Source organism: Burkholderia sp. BCC1977 (genome assembly GCF_905339595.1).
Lineage (GTDB): Bacteria > Pseudomonadota > Gammaproteobacteria > Burkholderiales > Burkholderiaceae > Burkholderia.
In genome coordinates this window covers 1-25,299 of the sequence record NZ_CAJPGQ010000039.1, presented here as the reverse complement: position 1 = coordinate 25,299, position 25,299 = coordinate 1, and the positions used below count along the sequence as shown (strand labels likewise).

Annotated in this window: 25 protein-coding genes, 1 tRNA gene and 1 pseudogene; 13 read left to right on the top strand and 14 right to left on the bottom strand. The window is 67.1% G+C overall.

The window, feature by feature from the left end:
• Nucleotides 1-48 precede the first annotated feature (48 nt).
• The 7 genes from U5771_RS26590 (at nt 49) to U5771_RS26560 (ending at nt 3,409) form a co-directional block, all read left to right on the top strand.
• On the top strand, nt 49-351 hold the full coding sequence (locus tag U5771_RS26590; RefSeq protein WP_011659384.1) for a 2Fe-2S iron-sulfur cluster-binding protein: 303 nt from the start codon (nt 49-51) through the stop codon (nt 349-351).
• A 56-nt stretch (nt 352-407) separates the two neighbouring features.
• Complete coding sequence (locus tag U5771_RS26585; protein WP_322026723.1) at nt 408-902, top strand: SRPBCC family protein; 495 nt, start codon at nt 408-410, stop codon at nt 900-902.
• Between the two features lie 118 nt (nt 903-1,020).
• Complete coding sequence (locus U5771_RS26580; RefSeq protein ID WP_322026722.1) at nt 1,021-1,398, top strand: DUF2946 domain-containing protein; 378 nt, start codon at nt 1,021-1,023, stop codon at nt 1,396-1,398.
• Nucleotides 1,399-1,621: 223 nt separating this feature from the next.
• Nucleotides 1,622-1,987, top strand: a complete 366-nt coding sequence (gene copC, locus U5771_RS26575) for a copper homeostasis periplasmic binding protein CopC (RefSeq protein ID WP_322026721.1) — start codon at nt 1,622-1,624, stop codon at nt 1,985-1,987.
• 52 nt (nt 1,988-2,039) lie between these two features.
• Complete coding sequence (locus U5771_RS26570) at nt 2,040-2,486, top strand: copper chaperone PCu(A)C (protein ID WP_322026720.1); 447 nt, start codon at nt 2,040-2,042, stop codon at nt 2,484-2,486.
• A 32-nt stretch (nt 2,487-2,518) separates the two neighbouring features.
• Entirely contained in the window at nt 2,519-2,695 is a 177-nt protein-coding gene (locus tag U5771_RS26565; RefSeq protein WP_322026719.1) for a hypothetical protein, read from the top strand.
• Nucleotides 2,696-2,779: 84 nt separating this feature from the next.
• Nucleotides 2,780-3,409, top strand: a complete 630-nt coding sequence (locus U5771_RS26560) for a LysE family translocator (protein WP_322026718.1) — start codon at nt 2,780-2,782, stop codon at nt 3,407-3,409.
• A 43-nt stretch (nt 3,410-3,452) separates the two neighbouring features.
• Here U5771_RS26560 and U5771_RS26555 read toward each other — a convergent pair whose 3' ends face one another.
• Nucleotides 3,453-4,778, bottom strand: coding sequence for a leucine-rich repeat-containing protein kinase family protein (locus U5771_RS26555; protein WP_322026717.1), 1,326 nt, complete (start codon nt 4,776-4,778; stop codon nt 3,453-3,455).
• Nucleotides 4,779-4,927: 149 nt separating this feature from the next.
• Between U5771_RS26555 and U5771_RS26550 the strand changes: the two genes are divergently transcribed.
• Nucleotides 4,928-5,012, top strand: a tRNA-Leu gene (locus U5771_RS26550).
• Between the two features lie 328 nt (nt 5,013-5,340).
• Here the strand turns inward: U5771_RS26550 and U5771_RS26545 are convergent.
• The 6 genes from U5771_RS26545 to U5771_RS26520 form a co-directional block, all read right to left on the bottom strand.
• Nucleotides 5,341-6,480 (bottom strand): FAD-binding oxidoreductase, encoded by a 1,140-nt coding sequence (locus tag U5771_RS26545; RefSeq protein WP_322026716.1) that lies wholly within the window; start codon nt 6,478-6,480, stop codon nt 5,341-5,343.
• Nucleotides 6,473-8,095, bottom strand: coding sequence for a methionine--tRNA ligase (locus U5771_RS26540; protein WP_322026715.1), 1,623 nt, complete (start codon nt 8,093-8,095; stop codon nt 6,473-6,475). Before U5771_RS26540 ends, U5771_RS26545 begins: the two co-directional genes overlap by 8 nt.
• A gap of 49 nt (nt 8,096-8,144) precedes the next feature.
• The gene (locus tag U5771_RS26535; RefSeq protein WP_322026714.1) at nt 8,145-9,206 is read right to left on the bottom strand and encodes an FAD-binding oxidoreductase; all 1,062 of its coding nucleotides are present in this window, start codon (nt 9,204-9,206) and stop codon (nt 8,145-8,147) included.
• 2 nt (nt 9,207-9,208) lie between these two features.
• Nucleotides 9,209-9,589 (bottom strand): cupin domain-containing protein, encoded by a 381-nt coding sequence (locus U5771_RS26530; protein WP_322026713.1) that lies wholly within the window; start codon nt 9,587-9,589, stop codon nt 9,209-9,211.
• Nucleotides 9,586-10,914 (bottom strand): lysine N(6)-hydroxylase/L-ornithine N(5)-oxygenase family protein, encoded by a 1,329-nt coding sequence (locus U5771_RS26525; protein WP_322026712.1) that lies wholly within the window; start codon nt 10,912-10,914, stop codon nt 9,586-9,588. The genes U5771_RS26530 and U5771_RS26525 overlap by 4 nt, the downstream gene beginning before the upstream one ends.
• 123 nt (nt 10,915-11,037) lie before the next feature.
• Nucleotides 11,038-12,414 carry an MFS transporter gene (locus tag U5771_RS26520; RefSeq protein WP_322026711.1) on the bottom strand — a complete coding sequence of 459 codons (1,377 nt, stop codon included), beginning with the start codon at nt 12,412-12,414 and terminating at the stop codon, nt 11,038-11,040.
• Between the two features lie 164 nt (nt 12,415-12,578).
• Between U5771_RS26520 and U5771_RS26515 the strand changes: the two genes are divergently transcribed.
• Nucleotides 12,579-13,307 (top strand): winged helix-turn-helix domain-containing protein, encoded by a 729-nt coding sequence (locus tag U5771_RS26515; RefSeq protein ID WP_322026710.1) that lies wholly within the window; start codon nt 12,579-12,581, stop codon nt 13,305-13,307.
• A gap of 22 nt (nt 13,308-13,329) precedes the next feature.
• Here the strand turns inward: U5771_RS26515 and U5771_RS26510 are convergent, their stop codons facing one another.
• From U5771_RS26510 to U5771_RS26500, 3 genes are read right to left on the bottom strand one after another with little or no spacing between them, the layout of a single operon-like run.
• Nucleotides 13,330-14,031 carry a glutathione S-transferase family protein gene (locus tag U5771_RS26510; RefSeq protein WP_322026709.1) on the bottom strand — a complete coding sequence of 234 codons (702 nt, stop codon included), beginning with the start codon at nt 14,029-14,031 and terminating at the stop codon, nt 13,330-13,332.
• Nucleotides 14,028-15,533, bottom strand: a complete 1,506-nt coding sequence (locus tag U5771_RS26505; RefSeq protein WP_322026708.1) for an FAD/NAD(P)-binding protein — start codon at nt 15,531-15,533, stop codon at nt 14,028-14,030. Before U5771_RS26505 ends, U5771_RS26510 begins: the two co-directional genes overlap by 4 nt.
• An 18-nt stretch (nt 15,534-15,551) precedes the next feature.
• Nucleotides 15,552-15,995 (bottom strand): nuclear transport factor 2 family protein, encoded by a 444-nt coding sequence (locus tag U5771_RS26500; RefSeq protein ID WP_322026707.1) that lies wholly within the window; start codon nt 15,993-15,995, stop codon nt 15,552-15,554.
• A 574-nt stretch (nt 15,996-16,569) separates the two neighbouring features.
• Here U5771_RS26500 and U5771_RS26495 point away from each other — a divergent pair.
• Nucleotides 16,570-18,396: a hybrid sensor histidine kinase/response regulator gene (locus tag U5771_RS26495; protein WP_322026706.1), complete on the top strand. Its 1,827-nt coding sequence runs from the start codon at nt 16,570-16,572 to the stop codon at nt 18,394-18,396.
• Here U5771_RS26495 and flhC read toward each other — a convergent pair.
• Both flhC and U5771_RS26485 read right to left on the bottom strand, forming a co-directional pair.
• A complete protein-coding gene (gene flhC, locus U5771_RS26490; RefSeq protein WP_322026705.1) occupies nt 18,393-19,025 on the bottom strand; it encodes a flagellar transcriptional regulator FlhC in 633 nt (210 codons plus the stop codon). The two genes, U5771_RS26495 and flhC, sit on opposite strands and share 4 nt — an antisense overlap.
• Complete coding sequence (locus tag U5771_RS26485) at nt 19,022-19,423, bottom strand: flagellar transcriptional regulator FlhD (protein WP_322026704.1); 402 nt, start codon at nt 19,421-19,423, stop codon at nt 19,022-19,024. The genes flhC and U5771_RS26485 overlap by 4 nt, the downstream gene beginning before the upstream one ends.
• A gap of 372 nt (nt 19,424-19,795) precedes the next feature.
• Here U5771_RS26485 and U5771_RS26480 point away from each other — a divergent pair, with 372 nt between their 5' ends.
• Complete coding sequence (locus tag U5771_RS26480) at nt 19,796-20,428, top strand: response regulator transcription factor (RefSeq protein WP_322026761.1); 633 nt, start codon at nt 19,796-19,798, stop codon at nt 20,426-20,428.
• A gap of 160 nt (nt 20,429-20,588) precedes the next feature.
• On the opposite strand, the gene U5771_RS26475 is transcribed toward U5771_RS26480, so the two are convergent.
• Nucleotides 20,589-21,908 carry a right-handed parallel beta-helix repeat-containing protein gene (locus U5771_RS26475; RefSeq protein ID WP_322026703.1) on the bottom strand — a complete coding sequence of 440 codons (1,320 nt, stop codon included), beginning with the start codon at nt 21,906-21,908 and terminating at the stop codon, nt 20,589-20,591.
• Nucleotides 21,909-23,134: 1,226 nt separating this feature from the next.
• Here U5771_RS26475 and U5771_RS26470 point away from each other — a divergent pair.
• A complete protein-coding gene (locus U5771_RS26470; RefSeq protein ID WP_322026702.1) occupies nt 23,135-23,986 on the top strand; it encodes a hypothetical protein in 852 nt (283 codons plus the stop codon).
• A 79-nt stretch (nt 23,987-24,065) separates the two neighbouring features.
• Complete coding sequence (locus U5771_RS26465) at nt 24,066-24,665, top strand: DJ-1/PfpI family protein (protein WP_322026701.1); 600 nt, start codon at nt 24,066-24,068, stop codon at nt 24,663-24,665.
• A 486-nt stretch (nt 24,666-25,151) separates the two neighbouring features.
• Here the strand turns inward: U5771_RS26465 and U5771_RS26460 are convergent.
• Nucleotides 25,152-25,299, bottom strand: a pseudogene (locus tag U5771_RS26460) (phosphate ABC transporter substrate-binding protein PstS); the annotation flags it as partial.

Below are 25,299 nucleotides of genomic sequence, written 5' to 3'. Positions count from 1 at the left end.
CTTGGCGCTTGCCTTGTCTTGCCGCCGCGCCGCCGCCCGCTTCGACTCATGACCGATCCCGACCACCCGCCTCTCGTGCGCATCGAGCCGCTCGGCGCGACGTTCGACGCCCCCGACTCGCTGACGCTGCTCGAGGCCGCCGCGTTCGCACACGTCAGGCTGCCGCGCTCGTGCCGCAACGGCACGTGCCGAAGCTGCCTGTGCAGGATCGTCAGCGGCAGCGTACGCTATACGATCGAATGGCCGGGCCTGAGCCGCGAGGAAAAGGCCGACGGCTATACGCTGCCGTGCGTGGCCGTCGCGACCTCGGATGTCGTGCTCGACGTGCCCGACGCGGAGATGATCGACTGAACGCGGCGCGCGGCCGCGCGCCGTCCCGCAACGATGATGCCTGCCTGGAGAACGTCATGACCCAGTCAACCGACCGCATCGAGAAACAAGCCTTGCTCGCCGCGCCGCTGGCGCGCGTCTGGGAAGCCGTCAGCAATGCCGGGGAATTCGGCACCTGGTTCGGCGTGACGTTCGACGGGCCGTTCGTCGCCGACCAGCCGCTGTTCGGCCGCATCACGCCGACCCGCGTCGACGACGACGTCGCCAAGGCACAGGAGCCGTATGCCGGCACTGTGTTCGAAATCGTCGTCGATCGCGTCGAGCCGAAACAACTGTTCTCCTTTCGCTGGCACCCGTTCGCGATCAATCCGAACTTCGATTACACGTCCGAGCCGATGACGCTCGTCACGTTCGCGCTCGCCGAAACGAACGGCGGCACGCTGCTGACGGTCACCGAAACCGGTTTCGACCAGCTGATCGAAGCGCGCCGCGCGAAGGCGCGCGAGATGAACGATCAGGGCTGGGCCGCGCAGGTGACGCTGATCACGAAATATCTGGCGAAGCACGCGTGAACGCGCCGCCCGGCCCGCGCCGCGCGTCATGCCCGGTATCCGCGCGCCCGCATGCCCTCGCCGCGGGTGCGTGGCATAATCCGCTCCATCGTCGCCCCTACGCCACCCCGCGCATCGCATGTTGAGTCGTCGTTTCCGGAAGATCGTCAGTCTGATCGGGATGCTCGCCATCCTGATGACGGCGCTCGCGCCGACGATCTCGCAGGCGCTGACGACGCAAGACCGCGTCGACGCGCTGCTTGCCGGTTACTGCACGGCCGGTCCGGCCGGCGGCGACCACGCCGGCGATGCGTCGTCGAAGAGCCTGCAGGCCCATCTGCAGGCTTGCGGCTATTGCAGCCTGCTTGCCCATACGCCGGCCCTGCCCGCGCCCGAACTGACGTTCGCGGCCAACGTTCACCCGCTCCAGCATCGCGAAGCAACCCGCTTCGCAAGCCTGCGCCGCACGCTGCCGCTCACGGCCGCGCAACCGCGCGCCCCGCCGTTCACGTCCTGATTCGTCGTCGCCGCGCGTGATGCCATAGCGCATCGCGCCGTCCGCACGCGCCTGCGCGTGCATGCCGTGTCACGTTTCGAAGGACGATCATGCTCGACCGTATTGCTCGCGGCATCGTGCCGTGCGTGCGTGCGCCCGCTTCCGGCGGTCGCGCGTGCACGAGCGCACGAACGCGGGTCGAATGCATCGTTCTCCCTATCATTTCCAACCGGATCACCCCGTCATGAAAACTACTGCCTTCCTCCGCGGCGCACTCGTCGCACTCGGCTTCGTCGTCGCACAGGCCGCTCACGCGCATGCGCACCCGAAAACGCTGGAACCGGCCGCCGACGCCACGCTGTCGAGCGCGCCGCACGCGGTCACGATCGACTTCAGCGAAACGCTCGAACCCGCCTTCAGTTCGATCGCCGTCACCGACAGCCACGGCCAGCCGGTCGCCGACGGGAAATCCGCGGTCGACGCCGGTAACCGGAAGCGGATGAAGGTCGCGCTGGCGAACCTCGTGCCCGGCACGTACACGGTCACGTGGATCGCAGTCGCGAGCGACGGCCATCGCACGCAGGGCCACTACGCGTTCACGCTCAAGTAACGCACACGCTGCCCGCATGGCGCGCTTCCCTACCCGATCAGGAACACACACAATGAAACGCTCGATTCCGACCAGTCTGCTGTTTGCGCTGCTGGCGCTGCAGGCGCCCGCGACGTTCGCCGCGTCGTCCGTGCAGGCCGACGCATGCTGGATCCGCACGATGCCGGCGACGGTGCCGTCGTCCGGCTATTTCACGCTGAAGAACGACGGCGACAAGCCCGTCACGCTCACGGGCATCGACACGCCCGCGTTCGGGATGGCGATGATGCACGAGACGCAGACGGCCGGCAGCACCGCGAAGATGGTTCACGTCGAAGCGGTCGACGTGCCCGCGCACGGCACGGTGACCTTCCGGCCGAAGGGCTATCACGTGATGCTGGAGGAACCGCGCCAGCCCGTCGCGCCCGGCGCGAAGGTGCCGTTCCGGCTGCATTTCGCCGACGGCGCGACGGTGTCCGTGACCTGCGACGCGAAGGCGCCGTCCTACACCGGCCAGTAACGCCGCTTGCGCAACGACCGAAGGAGACGCACATGAGCAAGGAACGCCTGCCGCTGGCCGCGCTGATCGTCCGCTACCGGACGCCGCTGAATGTCGCCGTGTTGATCGCCTGCGGGTTATGGGCGGGGTGGATCGCGTGGATGACGCGGCCTTCCGCGATCGATTCGCCGTCGTCGATCGCCGCCTACTGCGTGCGCGACACGCGTTGACGCAGCGCGTCGGGGTGAAGCGCGCCGCCGTGGCATCATGCACGGATTCACCCCGACCGCAGAATCCGCCTTTCGGAGCGCCGCATGTCCATTCAGACCTGGATGCTGTTTGCCGCAGCCTATCTCGCGACGACGCTGTCGCCGGGCCCCAACGTGCTGCTCGTCATCCGCAACACGGTGCGCTACGGCTCGCGCGGCACCGCCGCGACGATCGCGGGCAACCTCGTCGCGCAAGGCGCGGTGGTCATGCTCGTCGCGCTCGGCGTCGGCGCGGTGCTGGCCGCGATGCCGCCGCTGTTCCTCGCGATGAAGATGGTCGGCGCCGCGTATCTGATCTTTCTGGGTATCCGGCAACTGCGCGGCAACCGCAACGCAGGTTCGCCGGACGGCAAGACCGCGATCGTCGAGCCCGATCGCAGGAAGCTGTTCCGTGAAGCGCTGTTCGTGTCGGGCAGCAACCCGAAGACGATGATCTTCCTGTCGGCGTTCATGCCGCAATTCGTCACGCACGATCGCCCGCTCGCGCTGCAGTTCATCGTGATGTACGCGACGATCGCATGCACCGTCGTCGTGGTGCACAGCGTCTATTCGTTCGGCGTGCGCCGGCTCCATCGCGGCATCGGCGTCAGCCCGTGGGTACGCGCGGCCAAGCGCGCCAGCGGGCTGCTGTTCGTCGGGCTCAGGATCAAGCTGCTGACTGCGCGGCAGGCGTAGGCGTCCGCACCGCAACGTCCTGAGCGCGGCGCGGACGGAACCGTCAGTCCTTCGATGCGGCCAGCGCGGCCGCGATCTCGCCGAACGACGGCCGCGCGTCGATCTCCTCGTTCAGGCAGCCGGCTGCCAGCGCATCGAGTGCGTGCGAACCTTGCCACGCACGCGGCTCGCACCGCGCCAGCAACTCGCCGAGCAGATAACCGAACGCCCTGACTTCCAGCCGTTCGAGCCGCGCCGCGCGCACGCGGTCGCGCGCGTCGTAGACCGACGCCGCGCCGAAATCGCCGAGCAGCGCACCGCCCTCGCCGTCATGCAGGATGTTGTGCGCGTACAGGTCGCCGTGCATGATGCCGCGCGCGTGCAGATGCGCGGCAACCGACGCGATGCCGAGCGCGATCCGCGATGCCTCGGCCGGCGCGAATCGCGCATCGGCCGCATACACGTCGCGCGTGCAGGACGCGAAGCTCGGCGGCCCGGCCAGGTTCGTCAGCGCCGGATCGACCAGCTCCATCACGAGGCCGTGCGTGCCGTCCGGATGACCGCGCACCTTGCCGATCACCGGAATCATGTTCGGGTGGCGCCCGGCGTGCAGGCAGGCGGCCATTTCGCAATCGGGCAGGCCGTCGCTCGTCACCGCGCCCTTGAACAGCTTGACCGCCACCGTTCGCGGCGTCTGGCCGTCCGCGCGCCACTGCGCGCGGTAAATGACACCCGATGCGCCTTCGCCAAGCTTCTGCTCGCAGGTGAGCGATGCCCAGTCGATGTCCGCGACGCCCGGCTCGGCCGACGCGGCCGCCTCCGGCGCCGCGCCGAACGGATTGCCCGCGGACGCGAGCCACGCGAGGCGCGGCAGACGCAACAGCCAGTCCGGCAGCGCATCGAGCCGGTTCGCCGACAGCCGCACCAGTTCGAGCGCACGGCAGGCCGCCATTTCGGCCGGCAACGCCCGCAGCCGGTTGCCCGCGAGCATCAGCTTCTGCAGGCGCGCACAATCGCCGATCTCGGCGGGCAGTTCATCGATTTCGTTGTCGGTCAGGATCAGCCAGCGCAGCGCGCGCGGCAAGGACCGGCGCGGCACCGTGCAGATCCGGTTCGCCTTGAAGCCGATCATGTCGAGCTGCGCGCACGTGCCGAGCACTTCGGGAAATTCGGTGAAGCGATTGCCGGACGCGAACAGGATGCGCAGGCGATGCAGCCGCGACAGGTCGTCCGGCAGCACCGACAGCGCATTGCCGGACAGGTCGAGCACTTCGAGCGTGTCCGCCAGATCGAAGATTTCGCGCGGGAATTCGGTCAGCCCGCACGCGAGCTTGAGTTGCCGGGCGCCCGACAGCTGGCCGGCCTGCAGTTGTTCGAGGGTGGTGGTCACGGAGAGAAAGCGGGTTGCGGTTGCGATGAGCGTCGGATCGATCCGGCGAATTTTACCGGGATCGCTTTCGCCTGCCCCGCGATCGTGTCACACCCCCTTCACAAACGCGCAATGTGACGCTAGAATTGCGCCCCTTGCAGTACCGAAGTGCCGACGTGGTGAAATTGGTAGACACGCTATCTTGAGGGGGTAGTGGCGAAAGCTGTGCGAGTTCGAGTCTCGCCGTCGGCACCAGAACACGGTTTCTCCGTGTTTCGGGCACGTTAAAAAAACCGCGACAGCACAAGGCTTCGCGGTTTTTTTTATTGCATCGGCAATCCGGGCCAACGCGTCGACCGCCGAGGGCACGGGATGACGGTTCGGGTGACATCGGCCGACCTGCTGCCCTTTTCCGACAGGAGAACCGGCGCTCGCTCACCGGCCCTGCGTCCGATCGAATCGGCTGCCGTGCGCGGGCGTGGCCGCCGCTTGCATCGGCACAGGCCCGATCGGTCCGGATCGGACCACCGCGTCGACTCGACGACGTCCACGTGAACGGACGCCGGGATTCGACGCCGATCCCCTATCGCAACGCACGCGGCTCGAAGCGCTCGAGATCGAAAGCGCGCAATTCCGGCCGGAGTCGGCCGGTCCTCAGCCAGTCGGCAACCGCCTGCCCGAACACCGGCGCGAACTTGAAACCATGCCCCGACAATCCGGCTGCAACGAACAACCCTGGCAGCCTGGGATCCGGGCCGAACAGCGGGTTGCCGTCCGGCGTGTCGTCGAAGAACGATACGCGGCTGCCGGCCGGCGTCGCGCCGTCGATGCGCGCGAAGCGCCGCGCCGCGCGAATCCGGTAGCGCATCTGTTCCGCGTCGCCCATGCGCCGGTCGAACCCGTCCACATCGATCGCACCGCTGTCGCCGGCCTGCAATGATCCGATGAAGTAATGCCGGGGCAAGTCGGGACGCAGGTAAAACCCGCCGCGGCGGTCCGAAAAACCCGGCAACGGCGCCCGCTCGCCGTCGTCGGCCCGGACGATCGCGACGCACTGGCGCGACGCCGTGATCGGCAGTTCCACGCCGCCGCTCGCCGCGAGCCGCGCCGCCCACGGCCCCGCCGCATTGACGACGACCGCGCAGTCGATGCTGCCGCGGTCCGTATCGACACCCACGACGCGGCCGCTCCGCACGCGGATCCCCCGCACCGCACACTGCGTATCGATCAGCGCACCGTGCGCGCGCGCGCCTTGCGCGAACGCCAGCGCGGTCGCGCGCGCATCGCAGTAGCCCGCGTCGGCTTCGTACACGGCGCCGGCCAGGCCGTCGGCATCGATATCCGCGCACAGGCCACGCATGTCGCCCGCCGACAGCAGCGACAGCGCGAAACCCTTCGACCGCAGCGATTCGACATACGCTTGCGTCGCGTTCCAGTCCTCGGGCGCCACCGCGGTCAGGAAACCCGTGCGCCTGAACCGGCAATCGCCGCCGACGGTCTCGCGCCAGTGGCGGTACGCGTGCGATCCGTCCGACGCGAGCGCGACAAGCGCCGGATCCGCGTAGTACTGCCGCACGATGCCCGGCGACGCACCGGAGGAGCCGGCCGCGAGGTCCGCGCGTTCGAGCAACCGCACCTTCGTGCCCGCCTGCGCGAGATGCCATGCGATACCGCACCCGGTGGTGCCGCCCCCCACCACGACGACGTCCGCCGTTTCACGCATGCGCGGCGCTCCTTTCGCGGACCAGCGCGGGCGGCAGACACGGATCGAGCGCGTCGCGCGACAACGGCGAGAACCACACGCGCGCGGCGATTCCGCCACGCGGCCGGGACGCCGTCGACCATTCGCTTCGGCGCGGCGCGCCGTCATGCCCGATTGCGTGCCACAGGTCGTTCGCCAACCGTGGCATCACCGGCGCGGCGACGTACGCGAGCCCCTTCAGCCACCCATACGCCTGCGCCGCATCGTTCAGATCGACGTCCGGCAGCGAGATCCACGATCGCAGCACGGCGCATGCGGATCGCACGCTCACCGCGTCGAACCGGAACGATGCGTCGAGCAGATGCAGTGACGCGGCCAGCGGCTCGCGCAATGGTGCCGCGACGTCGACCGGCTCGCCGACGATCGTCTCCAGCGCCGCGGCGGCGATACGCATGCGCGCCTGCAGTGTCGTTGCGAGTTCGTCGTTGACGAAGCCGATGAAGGCGTCGACGTCGAAGTTCGCCGTGCCCGTTTCGGGGCTCTCGCGCGCGAGGAAGTAGCGGACCGCGTCGCTCGACGCGGGCGTCGCCTCGACGATGTCGGCCGCCCACACGACGTGCAGACGGCTCGTCGAGAATTTCGCGCCCTGCAGGTTGTAGAAGTAGTTCGTCAGCACGTGATCGAACGGTTTGCGATCCGGCAACGCGCCCATCACGGCCGCGCTGCCCGCGAGCAGCAGCACCGCGTTGTCGATGCCGAAACTGACGAACGTCGTCACGTCGCCGTCGCGCTGCATCGGATGCGCCGCTTCCGTCCCGTCCGTGCACAGGTCGCCGCAGGTCAGTGCGTACTCCCAGCCCGATTCGAACAGCACGCGCGGATTGCCCAGGCGATCCGCGGGCCACGCGACGCCCCAGTCGCCGGGTGCCGTCAGCCGCACGAGGCCGCGCTCCTGCGCCAGAAACCGGCGAATCACGTCGATGAATTGCGGCGGCGCGCCCGACGACGCGAGACGGTGCACGAGCGCGGCCTCGTCGGGAATCCGCAGGAACAGGCTTTCGACCTCGCGCCACTCGAGTTCCGCATCGCCGACACGCGGCTCCGGATCGCGCATCGCCTCCGGGCGGAAATGCGCGCCGCATGCCTCGCAGAAGTAGCCGCCGGCCGGCGCGTCGCACTGCGGACACCGGCCGACGAGCCAGGCGCCCGCCAGATAACGGCCTGTCGCACGGCTGACCAGCACCTTCTCGACCACGGTCTCGGTGAGGCCGCGCTCGACCAGTTGCTCGACGGCGCGGCGCGCATTCGCCGCGTGACGATCCGCATGCGGGCCCTGCACGAGATCGACGAATGCGTCGACTTCGACGTCGAGCGCCGCCAGATCGTGCGCGATCCGATCGTGATAGTCGCGGCAAACCGCTTGCGGCGAGCGCGATTCCTGCAGTGCCTTCCACAGCACGTAGGAATCGAAGCCATCGACCGCCGACACGATGTCGACGCGATGGCCGTGGCTGCGAAGATGACGGCCCAGCATGTCCATGCGCAGGTACGGGCCGGCGATGTGGCCGAGATGCAGACGCCCGTTCGGCGTCGGCGGAATCGGCATCAGGAAGAATTTCCGGGGTTCGGTGTTCATGGTCGATTTCACGAATTCGAATGAGCTGGCATTGACCGGCGTGACCGCGTCACGCATCGAAACGACGCAACGCCTCGTCGGCGAGGCCGGGCGACAGCCGGAAACCGGCGCCGCTGCCCGCGCCGGCGATCACGACGGGCATCCCCGGCACGCGCTCGACGAGCGGCTCGCCGCTCGGCGTATAGGCGTCGCAGAACACGCGCCCGCCCACGAACGCATCGCTCGAACCAGGCAGATAGCGCTCGACGACGCGCATCGCGAGCGCCCGGTCCTGCGCGGAGATTTCCAGTGCGTGCTTGAGCGGTCGGCAGTCCCACTCGTCGGCACGGAAGCTGAACAGCCACTGGTTACGTGCCGGCAACGGCATGAGATAGGCGTCCGAGTGTGGAAAGAACACCGCGGCGGCATCCGGCGGCGGAATGCGGTCCACATGCAGCGCGACGACTTTCTTCACGCGCACCGACGCAGCCGCGGCGAACGCGCTGAACGGGTCCCCGGCGAGCCACGGCCCGGCCGCCACCACCGCGCGCAGGGCACGCATCGTCGTGCCGTCGTCGAGCCGGAGCGCGACGCCCGATGCCTGCGCATTCAGTTCGCGCACGCCCACGCCTTCCACGCAACTCACGTTCGACGACCGCATGCTCGCGGCGATCAGGCCGCGCGCGATCTGCGCAGGATCGTGACTGACCGCCGTCCCGCCGCGCAGCACCACCTCGGTCTCGTCCAGCACGAGCGGTCCGACGAGCTTGTCGCGCAGGAGGTCGGGCGGCACGTGCGTATCCCCGATCGTGAAATCCACCGCAACCTGCCGCAGTGCCTGCGCGCGCGCGGCTTGCGTCACCCAGAACACGTCGGCGGCAGTCGTACGCAGCCCGAGCGGGCCCCGGATGTCGCGATAGCATTCGGCGCTCAGCGCCGCAAGCGCCCGCTCCCGCGGCGTGCCGCCCGTCGCCAGCAGTACGCCGGCGGAATGCGCGGTCGCGCCGTCGCCGACGCGGAATCGCTCCACGAGGCAGATCCGCCATTGCGGAAAGCGCTGCTGGGCAAGATGGAGTGTCCACGCGCCGACGATGCCGCCGCCGACGATCGCGAGATCATATTCACGCGCCATGCTCATTGCCACCATATCGAAAAGATTTGCGCGTCCACTTCGCCGACATTGCGCGCGAAATGGGGCCGCCACGGTTCGAAGAACACGGCCTGTCCCGCGTCGACGCGATGCCACGCACCGTCGTAGCAGACATCGAGCTGCCCGTTCGACACGAACCAGATCTCGTGCACCGCATGACGGTCCTCCTGCGTGCCGCAGCCCGGTTCGATCGTGAATCGGGAGCTGCGCAGCGGGGCTTGCGCCATCCGCTCGCAGAACGTGTGCATGAACAGCCTCACGCCGGCGAGATCGACCGCCTCCTCGGCTTCGACGACGTGAGGCGCGACCGGCGCCAGGCACGCCGCCTGATCGTCTCCGGGCGTGCCTGCTGCGATCCGGGTCACGAGATCACCTCCAGATCCTGCACGCCGCGCGGGATGACGCGGTCCTGCGCTTCCCAGTGGACGAACGGCGCGCGCTCGTCCAGGTCGTAGCACTGCGCGCCGGCGATGCTGTTGATGATGCGCGCGCAACGCCAGGGCATCAGGCCGAGATTCGGGTCGGCAATGCCGCGCTGGTGCCGGGCAGCGTTCTGCACATAGATGCGGCTGCCGGACGGGCCGTTCCAGCGGATCGCATAGTCGTGGTCGACGACGAAGCCGTCGTCGCGCCACTCGATCCGGTCGGCGATCGGGTCGAGGCAGGCGGGCATGCCATACGTGTAGCCCGTGCACAGCACGACGATGTCGGCCTCGAGCGCTTCGTGCACGTCGCGCTGCGCGTGCCTGAGCGTCAGCGACCAGCCGCTGCCGTTGCGGGCGACCGAAACCAGCTCGCGTGCCGGGCGCAACTGCAGATCGCACGGCAGGCCCGTCACGTGGCGCAATTCGTACACGCGCCGGTAGATCGCCTCGAGCAGCGCGGACGAGACGCCGTCGCTCGCGAGTTTCTGCTCGGCCAGCAGCGACGCGCGACGCGTCGCCGGCAGATCGTAGAAGTAGTCCGCATAGCCGGGCGTATAGAGCTCGTTCGTGAACGACGACTCGTCGAGCGGCGCGAAATTCCAGCGCCGCGACGCCCACGTGACGCTCGCCGGCATCGCACTCGCGTCGGAAATCAGGTGCTGGAACACCTCCGCCCCGGTCTGCCCGCCGCCGATCACGACGACGCGCTTGCCCTCCACCGGATTGTTGTTGGTCAGGTACTGCGACGCATGCAGCAGCGTCGTGCCGAGATACGGCTTCGCGCAGTCGGGGACGCTGGGCTGCTGCCCCGTGCCGAGCACGAGATGGCGCGTCGTCTGCGTCCAGTCCGAGCCGTGCACGACGATCAGGTCGCCGTCGGTCTCGACCGCCTCGACTTCGCGATTGAACTCGAGATTCGGCAGTTGTTCGCAGGCCCAACGATAGTACTGGTTGAATTCGCGCCGCATGACCTGCGGGAAATTCGCGTTGATGAAACAGAGCAGCCGCTTCTGGCTCGCCAGAAACTGCAGGAACGACAGCGTGCTGGTCGGATCGACCAGGCTGACGAGATCCTTCAGAAACGAGACCTGCAGCGCGGCGTTCGGCAGCATCAGTCCCGCGTGCCACTGAAATTCGGCACGCCGGTCGAAAAAGCGGCTGCGAATCGTCCGGTGCGGCTTGAGGAGCGCGGCGAGGCTGAGATTGGCCGGCCCGATCCCGATCCCCACGACATCCATCGGTGCTTCCGTAAGCGAGTAGCGCATGGTTAAAGTCCTTAGATAATCAAAGCGACAGCGAAACGACGGCCCGGACACGAAACGCGCGCCGACACGGCGCTGCGGACCGCGTCCGACGGCGATCCGGTTGAAATGCTCGAGTGAATGGAATCAGATGGCGGCTTTCGGCTCGCGGACTGCCCGCACGAGCGTGACGCGCCAGCATCCAGCCGCCGCCAGCGACAGCCCGATCGCCACGAAGATCGCGACGCGCACGCCGCCCCCCGGGGTCTGCGCGGCGCTCATCAGCGCACCGAAGATCGCCACGCCGAATGCGGAGCCGCTTTGCCTGCTCGCATTGAGCACGCCGGCCGCGATGCCCGCACGGCTTTTCTCGACGGCGCCCATCATCGCGGCCGTGACGGCCGGCGTGATCACGCCCGAGCCGAATCCGACCGCGGGAAAACACAACGCCACGCGCCAGTACGGCGCATCGCTCGCCAACGCCAGCAACCCCGCGAAACCCGCCGCGTAGAGCAGGAATCCCGCGACCACGACACGGCGCGCGCCGAAGGACCGGCACAACCGGCCCGCCGAGAAACTGCCGGCCGTCACCAGCACGGTGAGCGGCAGAAATGCGAGACCGGTCTGCAACGGCGGCCAGCCGCGGTTCTCCTGGAAATACAGGCTGAGCAGGAACAGCAATCCGTAGAAAATCAACGCCGACACCAGTGACACGAATACCGATGCGGAAAACACCGGGAGACGAAACAGGCCGGGCGGAAGCATCGGCTGCGCGCGGCGGCGCTCGATCGTGACGAACCCGGTCCAGGCCGCGACGGCCAGCACGATGCCGCCGAGAATCGGCATCGATCCCCAGCCCAGTTTCGTGCCTTCGATCAGGATCGCGACCGAACTCCCGAGCGCGACGATCGCCGTCACCTGGCCGGCAAAATCCATATGCGCTCCACCCTGGCGCTGCGATGCGCGCGGAATGTGCGTCGTCAGCCATGCACCGCACACGGCGAGCGGAACGTTCACGAAGAAGATGCTTCGCCATCCGAACCAGTGGATCAGGAGACCGCCCGCGAGCGGGCCGGCCGCCATCGCGATGCCGCCGCAACCGGCCCAGACGCTGATCGCCCCGGCCCGCTCCTGCGGATCCGGGTACGCCGAGGTGATCAGCGTCAGCGAACACGGCACGAGCAGCGCGGCGCCGACACCCTGCAACACGCGTGCAACGACCAGCGTCGCGAGATCAGGCGCGGCGCCGCACAATGCCGACGCGGCGGCAAACACCAGCAAGCCGGTCAGGTACACGTTCTTCGCGCCGAGACGATCGCCGAGCAAGCCGCCGGTCAGCAGCAGGCTCGCGAACGTCAGCGTATAGGCATTGACGACCCACTGCAGCCCCGAGACATCCGAGCCGAGTGTTGCCGCGATCCGCGCGAGCGCAACGTTGACGATCGACGTGTCGAGTATGACGACGACATAGCTGAGGCTGGTCGCCAGCAGCACGCTTTTCTTGTATTCGATTGTTTCATTCACGTGAATGAGGCCCCCTGCGGAATAGCGTGTTGACTATAAGCGTGGGGCCATCGACAATGCTTCGGGGCGTATCGAAGTGTGCCGGATCGAACATCGGTCCGCGACACGAAAAAGACAATAAATAGAACCGGAGAGAAACAGTGAGTCAGCACAATATTTCAACCGTGGCCCATCTGATCGCGGAGCCCGTGCGTGCCGTGATCCTGATCACGCTGACGGACGGTTGTGCCCGCTCGGCGAGCGCGCTGGCGGAAGCCGCCGGCGTCACCGCACAGACGGCGAGCTCGCACCTCGCAAAACTGCTTGACGGCGGCCTGCTGAAGGTGGAAAGCAAGGGCCGGCACCGCTACTACAGCCTGGCCGGCCCGCACGTTCCCCGCGTGCTCGAGAGCCTCGCGTCCGTCGGCCCCGTCTCGCAGGCATGGCGCACGACGCCGAATCGTTCCGTGCGGGAATTGCGCTTTGCGCGCTGCTGCTACGACCATCTCGCCGGGCAGATCGGCGTTGCCGTCACGCAGCGCATGCTCGAGCGCGGCTACCTCGTCGAGCACGGCGAATACGCGTACGAACTCACACCGAGCGGGCATTCGTGGCTGCAACAGCTCGGCCTCGACGTCGGCGGTCCGTTCGCCAATCAGGCAGGCCACGCGCACCGCTGCCTCGACTGGACCGAGCGGCAATATCATATTGCCGGCGCGCTCGGCGCCCATTTGATGAACGCATTCTGTACGTGGGGATGGATGACCCGCGGCCACGAGACACGCGTCGTCGCCGTGACGCCGGCCGGCTGGGACGCGCTGCGTGAACATTTCGGCATCGAGCGCGACGCCGAACTGGACGCGCAGACGCAGCGGGGCGCGCTACGCTTCGCCGAATATCGCGAGACGGCCTGACCGGCAGGCCGCGCCGGCGGCCTCACGCAGGCGCGTCGGCCGCCTGCAACGCCGGTTGGCGGCGGTCACCACCCGACCCGAAAGCCGCCTCGATTTCCACGATGCGCCGCTCCAGATCCTCACCGGTCCGGCGCCACGCGGGTATCGCGTCCAGCAGCCGCGCATGCCACGCGGACAGATGCGGGTAGTCGCCGAACGGCGCGCGAGTACGCGGCACATGGCTGAACGGCGCGGCGAGATCGATGTCGGCCAGTGTCGGCGCGTCGCCGACCACGAACGTGCGATCGCGGAGATGGTCGTCGAGCACCTGCGCATACCGGCGAATCGATCGCAGTGCGTCGGCCACCAGCACCGGATCTTCCTCGCGTCCCTGCAGCCGGTGGATGAAGCGCTCGTCGATCAGCACCGCCGGCCCGCGCCGGAAATGCTCGGCAGCCCAGAACATCCATTTGAGCACGTCGATGCGTGCCGTGCCCGCCGGCCATAATGACGAGCCGGACCGTTCGGCCAGGTAAATGGCAATCGCCGACGCCTCGAACAGCGCGACATCCCCATCGGTCAGGGTCGGAATGGTTCCGTTCGGATTGAGCGCGAGATAGGCCTCCGTGCGATTCTCGCCGGCGAACAGATTGATCAGCGTGAATTCGACATCGAGCGACTCATGCATCGCGACGGTCAATACCCGCCGCGTGTTGCTCGACCCGCGGTCGCCATACAGTTTCATCCTGCCTCCGTTGCAACGGTATTTCGTTCATCGCGGCGTTCGTCGTCGGCGCGCCAGCGCCGGCACAGCTCGCCCGCCTGTCGCGCAGCCTGATAAACCGCGTTGATCAGCGGTGCGCCGGCATAAGACGCGACGCCGAGCGTCCAGATTCGCTCCGGATGCGCGGCGCCCGCGAGCCAGACCCGGAGGTCCGGCGACACGCGCGGCACGCCGCCCGTGACGTCCGCGTCGGCCGACAGCGCCAGCGCGCGTTCGCTCGCGCGCAGCGGCGCCTTCTGAAAGCCGGTCGCGCACACCACCGCGTCGTATGTCTCCGACGCACCGTCCCGCCAGTCGATCCGCCAGCGCCCGCCGGCCTCGTGCAGCGCCGCCGGCATGCCTGCCTTGACGTGCAGCCGCCCTTGCTCCGCAAAGCCGAGCAGTTTCTCGCCATTCCCGAGCGGGCAGGCGAACAGATATCGACCCATCGCGCGCGCGCACGCGTCGATCGCCAGCTTCTGACGCGCCGGCGGTTCGCCGCGCAGGCGCGCTTCCGCCGCGTCCATGTTCGCGACCAGAATGTGCTGCCAGTCCGTCGCGCCGTCGCGTGCCAGCGTCACTTCGCGCCGCAGACGCGCGATCGGATCGCGCTGCCGCACCACCTGGTCGCGCAGGGCGCGCCCGCGCACCGCGCGCGCCGACCGCGCGACGATGCGCATCAGACGCCACGACAACGCGCTCGAGTTCAGATCGAGACGGGCGTATGCGGCGGCGTCGACCGGTACCGGTGCAACGCGCGTCGTCGCCGTGCGCACCGCCGGCAACCGGCCCGACGGCGACGCGATGACGGCCGAATGACCGCCCCGGCACAGCAGCAACGCCGCGTCGACCGCCGTCAGCCGGCTGCCCAGCACGAGCACGCGCGATCGCGGCGCGAGCTGCGCGAGCACCGCCTCTTCCGGATAAAGCCGCGCGAAAATACGCGGCGCGCCGACGTGCGCCTTCACGGGCTCCGGGATGACCGATTCGCCGTTTCCCGTACACACGAGCACGTCGGTCGCGTCGAGCGCCGTATCGTCGTCGAGCCAGCAACGGTAGCCGCCCGCCGCGGTTCTCTCGATATGCCGCGCGCCGGCCCTCACCAGACGGTGATCGATACCCGCGTCGCGGGCCTGCCGGCTGAAACGCGCATGGCTCGCAACCAGATAGCCCGACACGTAGCGGCGCGGAACGAACGCGTCGCGCGACACCGACACGCCGATGGATCGCAGATAGGCACGGAAATCGTCGGGATCGTCGTCGAGAATCGACATCGTCTCGACCGACGTATTGCACAGCAGCGCCGGATCGAGCGCGGAGAATGCGACGCCCCGCCCGATGCCGAGCGGATCGACGATGTCGATCGACTGCGCGACGCCGGACCGGACCGCAGCCGCGAACGCGGCGACGCCGCTCGCGCCCCCTCCGACGATGACCAGCCGGCGCCGGCCGTTCGCATCGCTCGCTACTCGTGCGTTTTCCATGGGTTACGCCAGCCTCGCCTAACGCGATCCACCGGCGTTCGCCGCGGCCAGCGCGCCGGCGAGCAATCTGACGCCGTACCAGCCCCAGTACACGCGGTGGCTGACGATCCGACCGTCATCGATGTCCATCATCTCCATCAGGTCGACCTGATCGCCAGCCGGCGCGACGCGCGGATATTCCCACGTGAGCTGCTTGCCGTTGACGAAATAGACACCCGTGCGATACCACTGCGCGAGGTCGCCCGGAAACTTGCGGATGCTGTCCTCGAAGAACGTCAGGATCGCGTCGCGCCCGACCACCACCCCGCTGTTTCGCTCCGGATAAACGGCCAGCGCGAGCGGCGTTTCGAGTACCGCGTGCTCGGCATAAAGCGCGGCCGTGCCCGCAAGGTCGCGCTTGCGCACCGTGTCGTGCCACGCGGTGAAAATACGGTTCATGTCGGCATCGACGGAATCAGTCATCGGAATCTCCAGGCAGGATCGACCTGCGCATGACGCGCCAGCATCGTGTTCGGTGCCCGACTATATCGGAGTCCCGCCGTGTCTCGTTTCGACGCGTGTCGAAGTATCGTGCCGCGCCGCATGCCGCGGATCGGCAAGGTGGCGCGCGCCGGCTTCCGCCGCCGGGTTCGCGTCGAACGCCGTCGATGCCGGACGATCGGCGACGGCGGTAGCGTCATCCTGAGCGACGACTTCCCGTCAACGCATCGGCGACATCGCCCGAACAGCATCGCGTGGATCCGGAACGCGATGGCGCCGCCGCATTCGAGGTCGCGGCGCCGGATGCCGCGTCATCGTCAACCGCCCACGCGCCTGTAACGGATTACACACTGCCGGAACACAATACGACGCGGCATCCGTCCAATTGAGCGCGGCATTCGTCAATATATTCGCAGTCCGGATCATTTTTTCGACCACATCGAAATACGCCATTTGTCGCGCTCACAGCGACTATGCTTGAGTTACGGGAATACGCGTCTGTGCCGGACGTGCCGATACTCCCCGCCGCCATGCGCGGCGATCTCCGTGGAAGCACATGCAGACGCGCGACCGGATAGCCTCCGAGCAGGTCAGGATCGTCTACGACGCCGTCACGCCCTACGTCGTCGGCAGCACCGTGCTCGCCCTTGCCGCCACGCTGTCGATCGACCGGCTCGGCCAGCCGGACCCCGTGTCGGGTCCTGCGTGGGCGATCTACATCGCAGCGTGTTCGACCGGTCAGGTGCTGCTGGCGCGCCTTTATCACCGCTCGCCGACGTCCGTCAGCCACTGGCGGCGCTGGGCCCTGTGGTTCTCGGCCTTCAGCACGGCCGCCGGCATGGGCTGGGGATGGGCATCGATCCATCTCGCGACCGGCGCCGACTTCGGCATCGCGAGCCTCGTGGTCGTCGCGACGTTCAGCATCGTCGCCGGCGCGATTCCGGTATTCAGCACGTACTTCCCGGCGTTCGTCGCCTTTCTGTTGCCGGCCACCGTCCCGTATATCGGCGCGGCAATCGTGTCGCCGCACGCCATCCAGCGGGCGACCGCACCGATGATGCTGCTGATCGCGTGCGTGGTCGGCTATCTCGGGCTGCTCGCGAACCGTGCGGCAACGCAAAACATCCGGCTGCGCTTTCGGGCCGAACAATTCGCCCGCGATCTGCAGAGGCAGAACGAACGCGTCGAGCGACTCGCCGTCGACCTCGGCTGCCAGCGTCGGATCGCTGACCAGGCCAATCTCGCCAAATCGCAATTCCTCGCGGCGGCCAGCCACGACCTGCGCCAGTCCGCGCATGCGCTGAACCTGCTGATCGGCGCGCTGCACAGCGTGCCGATGCCACCGGAAGGAAAGCGGCTCGTCGAGCGTATCGAGCGCGCATCGGATGCGCTGAGCCGCCTCTTCGGTGCGCTGCTCGACCTGTCCCGGCTCGACGCCGGCAGCGTCGAAGCCCGGTGCCGGCCGTTCGCGATCGATACCGTGCTCGAATACGTGTGCAACGACTGCCTGCTCGATGCGCAGGCCAAGGGCATCACGCTGTCGCGCGTGGCGTGCCGCGCGGTGGTCCACTCGGACCCGCTGCTGGTCGAGCGTATCGTGCGCAATCTCGTGTCCAACGCGGTGCGCTATACCGAGCGTGGCAAGGTCGTCGTCGGCTGCCGGCGCCGCGGCGCGCACCTCGCGGTCCAGGTCTGGGACACGGGTTGCGGCATTCCCGATCATCTGCAAAAGCTCGTGTTCCACGAGTACTACCAGGTCGGCAACGCCGAGCGCGACCACGAGAAGGGTTTCGGGCTCGGGCTCGCGATCGTGCGCCGGCTCGCCGCGTTGCTCGATTGCCGGCTGAGCGTGCGCTCGGCGCCCGGGCGCGGGTCGTGCTTCGAAGTCGCGCTGGCGCTCGCCGCACGCATGCCCGCCCCGCTCGACACACCGATCGTCAGCCACGACGACGTGCCGGGTTCGACCGGGCTCGTGGTGGTGATCGACGGCAATCGCACGACCCGCACCGGCCTGGCGGAACTGCTGGCGACCTGGGGCTACGAGACGATCGCGGCGCGCTCGGGCAAGGACGCGCTCGAGCGGCTGTCGGCCTCCGCACGCCGGCCCGACCTGCTGATCTGCGATTACCTGCCGCCGCGCGGCGAGAACGGCATCGCGGTGATCGGGCGGCTGCGTGCGGAATTCGACCCGGCCCTTCCCGCGTTGCTGATCAGCGGCGATACGACCGACGAGCAACGGGCCGCGGCGCATGCGCGCGGGCTGGTTCTGCTGCACCGGCCGTTGCCGAACGGCAAGCTGCGCGCGGCGGTCGGCCATCTCGTCGCCGCGGGGGCGCGGCGACGCGCGACGGCCAACGCGGACGCACACGACGTCGCGCTCTAGCGGCACTGCGCGGGCCCGCAGGCCGCGGTCGGCGCCAGCGCGATGCGCGTGTTCGCGCCGGACGCGCTTCCGGTACGGGGCTGCGGTGTCGTGCGGCCGGCGCGCTTGCCGGCCCGTGCGGGCGGACGGCACGCGACGCAGACGCGATTGGGCCGCAGGTCGTGGCGATGCGTGACGAATGCTGCGTCGCATCGGACACAGCGCGCCGTCGACAGCACGCCGCCGTCGAGGAAACGAATCAGCAGCCACGCACGCGTCAGGTCGAGCAGCGGCGCGCAGTGCGCCGCGTCGCAGCGCGTCGCATACCATTCATAGGCCTTCACGAGCGCATCGAGTCGCGCACACTTCGCGTTGATCCGCAGAAAGCGGTAGACGTTATGGAACAGCGACGCGTGGATGTTGGCCTTCCACGTCATGTACCAGTCGCTGGAGAACGGCAGCAGGCCTTTCGGCGGCGCGACGCCCCGCACCTCGCGATATAGTCGGACCAGGCGCTCGTGCGGCAGCGACAGTTCGATCTCGAGCATCTGCGGACGCGCGCCGAGCCGAATCAGCGTCACGGCATCCAGCACGTGCTGCGCGTCGTCGGCAAGACTCGCGGCATGCGCCGGCCGGGGGCCGCCGCTCACGGCGCGTCCTGGTCGAACGCGCCGAGGCTGGACAGGGCCATCGCGGCATGAAGCCGTGCGGCGTCGCCCGGCGGCTCGGGCCGCGCGAGTGCCGCGATCGTGTCGTATCGGCTCAGGCGCAGTACGCACAGCAATTGTCCCGACGACGCCAGCCTCATCATCGATCGCATCGTCAGGCTTTCCAGCGCGCCGGCCATTTCCGGCGTGGCGCCGAGGCGAAACATGCCGGTCGCGCGATCCGTCTGCAACAGCCGCTGCGCCAGCCACAGATACGACAGGTTCAGGTCGCGAATTGACTCTTCTTCATTGATAGTTCCCATATTGCACCTTGATTGATATCGAATCAGGTCGATGGAGACGTCTCGCAAATTCGTGCAAAGTAATATGTCCTGCTTCACGGGGTGAATCATCTGCCTCAGCGTCAATTGCCGATTTTCAGAAAGCAATCGATTGAAATAAACAGCGCACCCCGTATTGGCACGTTCGGTTATTTTTATCGTATAGTCTGCACCCGGGTTCGATCGCGCCCCGAAAACTCCCGGCCCCCGCAACGCGTCCGGGCTCCGCTGTCGCGATCTTCGTTATGCTCGTTGTGCGTCCCACCGCACCGAAGGCCGCGACGATCCAGTGTCAACCATGACATTCCGGATGTAAATCCGACGTTAGCCCCTGGCGAAACAGATTCGAATACGACCAAAGTATTAAGACTTTTCGAAGAACGGGTTCTCCAAAAGCAGAAGAGGTCCGCCTCCGACTTTATTTTTATTTTCATGAAAATACTCATTGTCGATGATCATCCGGTTCTGCGAGATGGCGTGGCGACGTTGTTGCGCCAGGATCACGGCGGGATGGTCGACATTCAGGCGAGCAATGCCGACGATGCGATGCGGCTGCTCGAACTGCACACCGACCTCGACGTCATCGTGCTGGATCTGAAGATGAACGGCATGGACGGTTTCGCCGCGATTGCGGCGATCACGCAGGTCCGGCCCGAGCTGCCGATCATCGTGCTGTCGTCGTCCGAGGATCCGCAGGACGTGCGCGCCGCCTTCACGCACGGCGCGCTCGGCTACATCCCCAAATCCGCGACCGCGCACACGCTGCTGTCGGCCATCAAGATGGTCATGAACGGCGAGCGTTACGTGCCGCCGCTGCTGCTCGAAACGCAGTCGGCGCATCGCGATCCGCCGCCCGTGCTCGACTCCGACGGCCCGCGCCTGACGCTGCGGCAGCTCGACGTGCTGCGCCTGATCGCCGAGGGCGTGCCGAACAAGCTCATCGCCGACCGGCTCGGCCTGTCGGAGAAAACGGTGAAGGCGCACATCACCGCGATCTTCAAGGCGCTGCACGTGCGCAATCGCACCCAGGCCGCCGCGACGGGCCAACGCCTGGGGCTCGTATGACTTGCCTCGTCGCGACTTATCCGACGTACGCGACGTACGCAACGTACGCGACGCGTGCGCGCTCGACGGCACGGCGACACGATCCGGACGGCGTTCACGCGCCGCGCCCGGCGCGCACCGGCCACGCCGGCGGCGCCATGCCATCGCCGTGCACGCGATCTCATCGCGCCGCGCCGGATGTCGACGGAGCGCCGGTCGTCGACTGCATCAGGCCGGTTCGCACCTGCGGCATCGCGGCCGTCGCCGCGCCGGCGGCCGCGATCGTTCCGGACGACGATGCGCCGACCGGCCGGACCAGCGCGACGCCATCCATCGTATTGCCGCTGACGACGATCCGGCTGGCCGTGCAGCCGCTCGACAGCAACGACACCGGCGTGCCGGCGATCGACGCGAACGTGTTGTCGGCGACCTTGAACTCGCACACGTTGCCGACTGCCCGGAACCCCGCGTAGCCCGATCCCGACACGCGGTTGCGCGTGACCGCGACGTACGACACCGAGCCCGACCACGTGTCCAGCTCGAGCGCGCCCTGCTGCGTCGGCTGCAGCCCGTTGTTCACGTTCGAATTCTGGATGTTGGTTACCACGTTGTTGTCGATCACGACGTTCGATACGCCGTAGGTGCGCCAGCTGTCTTCCTGTGCGACGAGGATGCCTGCCGCCTTCTGCACGCCGTCGACCGTGTTGTTCGAGATCGTCACGGCCTGGCCCCCGACCACGGCAATGCCGCGGCCCCAGTAGTTCCCCGACACGGTGTTGTGGTCGATCCGCACGTTGCTGCTGAGGCGGCCGTCGCCGAGATAGCTGACGACCGCGATCAGGTCGTCGCCGGTGCCCGTCACCGTATTGCCCTGCACGAGCACGTTGGTCGATCCGTAGGTCGTGTGGATACCGTCGGCCAGCGTGGTCCGCACGGTGTTGCCCACGATCGCGACGTTGCTGCCGCCGAACACGAAGATTCCGGCACTCGCGCCGCCCTGGATCGTCACGCCGAGCACCTGGACGCCGGTGCCGGTCACTTCGACCTTGGTCGATGCCGGTATCGTGAGCCGCGTCGTGCCGGTGCCGATCAGCGTGACGCCGACCAGCGTCGAACCGGTGCCGCTCATCACGATCGTCTGGTCGGCCGGGTTGGTCGCGACGAGCGTCGCGCCGTAGCCCGTTACCACGACACCCGCCACGGCCACCGACAACGAGCGGCTCACGGTATAGCGTCCCGGGGCGAGTATCAGCGTTTGCCCGGCCTGCAGTGCGTTGAGCGCGGCTTGCAACGCATCGGTCTGATCGCTGCCATCGCCGGCCGGCTTGACCGTCACGGCCGCCGGTACGACAGTCGCTGCCGGTCGCGATCGCGCATGCGCGATACGCCACGGCGCGGCGTAGCTGGTAAGCGTCGCCGCGCAAACCTGAACCGGGAAGCTGGCAGCCCAGCACGCGAATGCGACCACCCCGGCGCTGACAATACGAAATGACCTGGTCATGATGACCCCCTCGATAGGTATCCGCCCGACGCAGCGCGATGCGACGGCATCCGGTCGCAACGCGTCGACGGTCGGCCGGCGAGCCGGCGCGACACGTGTCGAACATCGAAGCAGAACGATTTCGTGCGGAAGCAGTCGGGCAGCGCCTCGCTTCAGGTCGGTGCCCGCTCGTCTGCCGATACGGGCGGGCCGCTCCCCCGAGAGCGGCTCGACGTCGACGGTGCCGGCAGCGTGCGACCGTCGAGCGACATGCCGAAGCCCTTGCGCGAGCGACGTGGGGCGGCCGGCTTCGTGTCCGGACCCGTACGATCATTTCGCTCGATTGGAAGTCTATTTCGCCGTCAGCGCGCGTAAATCGGACAGAAGCCCCGGGACGTCGTAGAGCGGGTCGCGAGCCGAAGTCGTAGTTTCTACAGGGACCGGCTTACGACGTCTCATGCCGACTTGAGACGTCGCGCGGCACGTGTGAATGCGTTCGCGACACGGTCCACGAAATAGTCAGTTTTACTGATCAATGTCGAAATGTGAAGTCATGTCGCCCTCACGCCCTGCATCACAACAACGGCGGCGTGAACCGGACAGGCTCCGCGAACACCACCATCAGATGTACCGGCCGCTTCTGGTCGAACACAACGCCGACCGGCACGATGCGTCGCATTCATGGCCGCTGTGCACGGTTCGCCGTGACGTCGCCACGCGTCAAGCCATGGGGTCGACATCGACGGCGTGCGTGGCGTTGGCGATCTCTTGCGGCCAGGCCCCTCTCCTTCACCGAGGAGGAACGGCAGACACTCGTTGCCGGACCCAGTGGACAGTCGATCCAACGCGAGTGCGCAAGGCGCTACGCGACGACCGGTATCCCGACAGTCGGCGACAGCTTGTCAAGGAGTCGTCAGAGGCAGGCATCGACGGGCAGCAATGGCGCGACAACGGACGATCCTCGAAAGGACAAGCATCGGTTTTCTCGGAAGGACTTGTCAGATACGGCGCAGGTACCGCTGCATCAACCCGACATTCGACGCGCGTTCGACGGGTCTCCCATCGAGACCGCCCCCAAATCAGACCACGGCTGGCGAAGGCGGCGCGTGAGCAAAATGCCTCGTATTCCCCTACTGCGAAGCGACATGAAACCACGGATGATTCAATCACGTGGTCAGACGGATGACACGCGTGTCTTTTTTCGCCGGCGAGGGGCTTGATGCAGTAGTCGGCAGCGAGGGCGTGTCATGGCTTTTCTGGAAAAAGGGGCGGCAGTGAGTCTCATCGGGCAGAAGGCTCGCACTGTCGAACACGTTGGGCCCGACAACCAGAAACAGACGTACTACGCGGCGATGTCCATGTGGTTGAAGCTGGAACAGCTTCAGATCGTGCGACAACTCGTCGAGCCGCCGGACATCGGCAAGCAGCCGGCACTTTCCACATCGCTGCACGGCGTGGCGAGTATCGACGGGCAGGAGTTGTCGATCATCGGCGACACGCACCGTTCGACGCGCACGCTTCAGGTGACTTTCGAGGCGCGCGACGTCACCACGGCTGACCGCCTGGGCCTGCGTGCGCTGGAAGACGAGCTGGGTACCTCGTTGTCCGACGTCGCGCTCGGCAGTGCGCGACTCGGCTTCAATCGTGCCGACGACGACGTCGACGAGCCCGATCAATGGTGGCTCGCCTGCCACATTCCCGACGCCTGCCTGCAGGTGCTTGCGAAGGCGATCGCGGATGGCCAGCTTGGCGCGGTAGAGTTGGGATTGACGATGCGGCATCTGTATCTGGCCGAACCCGCGACGGCCGACCCCGCACAGCAGCCTCGACTTTTTCTCAAACCCGACGACAGCGACGACACGATCGAATGGCCGACGATTGCAACGGGCTACGTCACCGGCCTTCGCATCGACTTTGCGACGACTTCGTTGCGTGGCACCGAGCCAAGCGGAAACCAGGGCAGCGACGGTACGACGAAACTCGTCGCGGATTCCATGACCTCGCTGGGCCTCAAGCTCGCCAGCCTCAATGTGACGGTGAGATGGCTTGGCGTCCTCATCGTCGTATTGCTCTTCCTCGAATTTCTCGAGCGGCTCTGATCCGGTTGCCGCACGCACGCCGACACCTTCAAGCACGGAGCGGGAACGATGCTTCGACCGACCTGAAACAGGGTATCCCATGCACATCGCGATCGTGACCTTCCAGGGCTTCAACGAACTCGACTCCCTCATTGCACTTGGCGTGCTCAATCGAATCAGGAAGCCCAACTGGCGGGTCACACTGTCATGCCCGGAGCATGCCGTCACCTCGATGAATGGTGTGACCGTGCAGGCGCAGTCGACGTTGGCGGACGCTTGCATGGCAGATGCCGTGATCATCGGGAGCGGCATTCAAACCCGGGAGGTCGTCAACGACGCGGCGCTGATGGCGCAGCTCAAGCTCGATCCCGCCCGGCAGCTTGTCGGTGCGCAATGTTCGGGCACGTTGGTTCTGGCGAAGCTCGGTTTCCTCGGCAACCTCCCGGCCTGCACGGATCTCACGACCAAGCCCTGGGTGATCGAGGCTGGCGTCGACGTCGTGGATCAGCCGTTCTTCGCTCAAGGGAACATCGCGACCGCGGGCGGCTGCTTGGCTTCGCAGTATCTGGCCGCATGGATAATTGCGCGCCTGGAAGGCGAGGACGCCGCGCGGAGCGCGCTGCACTACGTGGCGCCGGTCGGGGAGAAGGAAGCGTATGTTTCTCGCGCGCTGGCGAACATCAAGCCTTACTTGCCGTAGCTCGCAAGAAAATGGCCTTGCCACCATTGCCGTGAGCCGGCGTCAGCAGTAACGCCGTGCGCCCGACGGCAGCTTCGCGGGACGGCCCGGATGCAACCGCACCGATACCTGGCTGCGATGTCGAGGCGGGGGCGAGAATGTTCGACGCCTTGTTGAGACAGAGCCATTCGGCAGCGCCCGGTCGCAGCGGATCGCACTCCGACAGCCAGTTCGTCTCGCACCGACGGCAGCGATACTGTCGCACCACGATGGGTGGCCGTCCTAGCGGTCGCAACTTTCTGGGCTTGTGCAGTTCCACCAGTTCGTCGTGTGCGACCTGATCCGGAATCGTGCACATGCTCGTGCAAGCTTGGCAAGGCATGCGCGCTAGCCTCTCAAGAGCGCATCGGCTCGGTGAAGCGCCTCTTCGCTCATGGCTCGAATCGAAGGAACGTCCTACTTCGTCACGGGGTGAAGGCGGTCGGATTCACGTCTCACCCGGTGCGCTCAGTTTGCAATCGCCTTACCGGACGCATCCTTGATTTTCGCTTTCCATTGCTTCTGGATTTCCGACACCACTGAATCCGGAAGCGAGATGTAGTCCAGCTCCGTGGCGGCCTGGTTGCCGTTGTGGAATGCCCAGTCGAAGAACTTG

Coding starts and splice junctions, on each gene's coding strand:
- U5771_RS26590 (WP_011659384.1), top strand. CDS start 49: ATGACCGATCCCGACCACCCGCCTCTCGTGCGCATCGAGCCGCTCGGC.
- U5771_RS26585 (WP_322026723.1), top strand. CDS start 408: ATGACCCAGTCAACCGACCGCATCGAGAAACAAGCCTTGCTCGCCGCG.
- U5771_RS26580 (WP_322026722.1), top strand. CDS start 1,021: ATGTTGAGTCGTCGTTTCCGGAAGATCGTCAGTCTGATCGGGATGCTC.
- copC (WP_322026721.1), top strand. CDS start 1,622: ATGAAAACTACTGCCTTCCTCCGCGGCGCACTCGTCGCACTCGGCTTC.
- U5771_RS26570 (WP_322026720.1), top strand. CDS start 2,040: ATGAAACGCTCGATTCCGACCAGTCTGCTGTTTGCGCTGCTGGCGCTG.
- U5771_RS26565 (WP_322026719.1), top strand. CDS start 2,519: ATGAGCAAGGAACGCCTGCCGCTGGCCGCGCTGATCGTCCGCTACCGG.
- U5771_RS26560 (WP_322026718.1), top strand. CDS start 2,780: ATGTCCATTCAGACCTGGATGCTGTTTGCCGCAGCCTATCTCGCGACG.
- U5771_RS26545 (WP_322026716.1), bottom strand. CDS start 6,480: ATGCGTGAAACGGCGGACGTCGTCGTGGTGGGGGGCGGCACCACCGGG.
- U5771_RS26540 (WP_322026715.1), bottom strand. CDS start 8,095: ATGAACACCGAACCCCGGAAATTCTTCCTGATGCCGATTCCGCCGACG.
- U5771_RS26535 (WP_322026714.1), bottom strand. CDS start 9,206: ATGGCGCGTGAATATGATCTCGCGATCGTCGGCGGCGGCATCGTCGGC.
- U5771_RS26525 (WP_322026712.1), bottom strand. CDS start 10,914: ATGCGCTACTCGCTTACGGAAGCACCGATGGATGTCGTGGGGATCGGG.
- U5771_RS26510 (WP_322026709.1), bottom strand. CDS start 14,031: ATGAAACTGTATGGCGACCGCGGGTCGAGCAACACGCGGCGGGTATTG.
- U5771_RS26505 (WP_322026708.1), bottom strand. CDS start 15,533: ATGGAAAACGCACGAGTAGCGAGCGATGCGAACGGCCGGCGCCGGCTG.
- U5771_RS26500 (WP_322026707.1), bottom strand. CDS start 15,995: ATGACTGATTCCGTCGATGCCGACATGAACCGTATTTTCACCGCGTGG.
- U5771_RS26495 (WP_322026706.1), top strand. CDS start 16,570: ATGCAGACGCGCGACCGGATAGCCTCCGAGCAGGTCAGGATCGTCTAC.
- U5771_RS26480 (WP_322026761.1), top strand. CDS start 19,796: ATGAAAATACTCATTGTCGATGATCATCCGGTTCTGCGAGATGGCGTG.
- U5771_RS26475 (WP_322026703.1), bottom strand. CDS start 21,908: ATGACCAGGTCATTTCGTATTGTCAGCGCCGGGGTGGTCGCATTCGCG.
- U5771_RS26470 (WP_322026702.1), top strand. CDS start 23,135: ATGGCTTTTCTGGAAAAAGGGGCGGCAGTGAGTCTCATCGGGCAGAAG.
- U5771_RS26465 (WP_322026701.1), top strand. CDS start 24,066: ATGCACATCGCGATCGTGACCTTCCAGGGCTTCAACGAACTCGACTCC.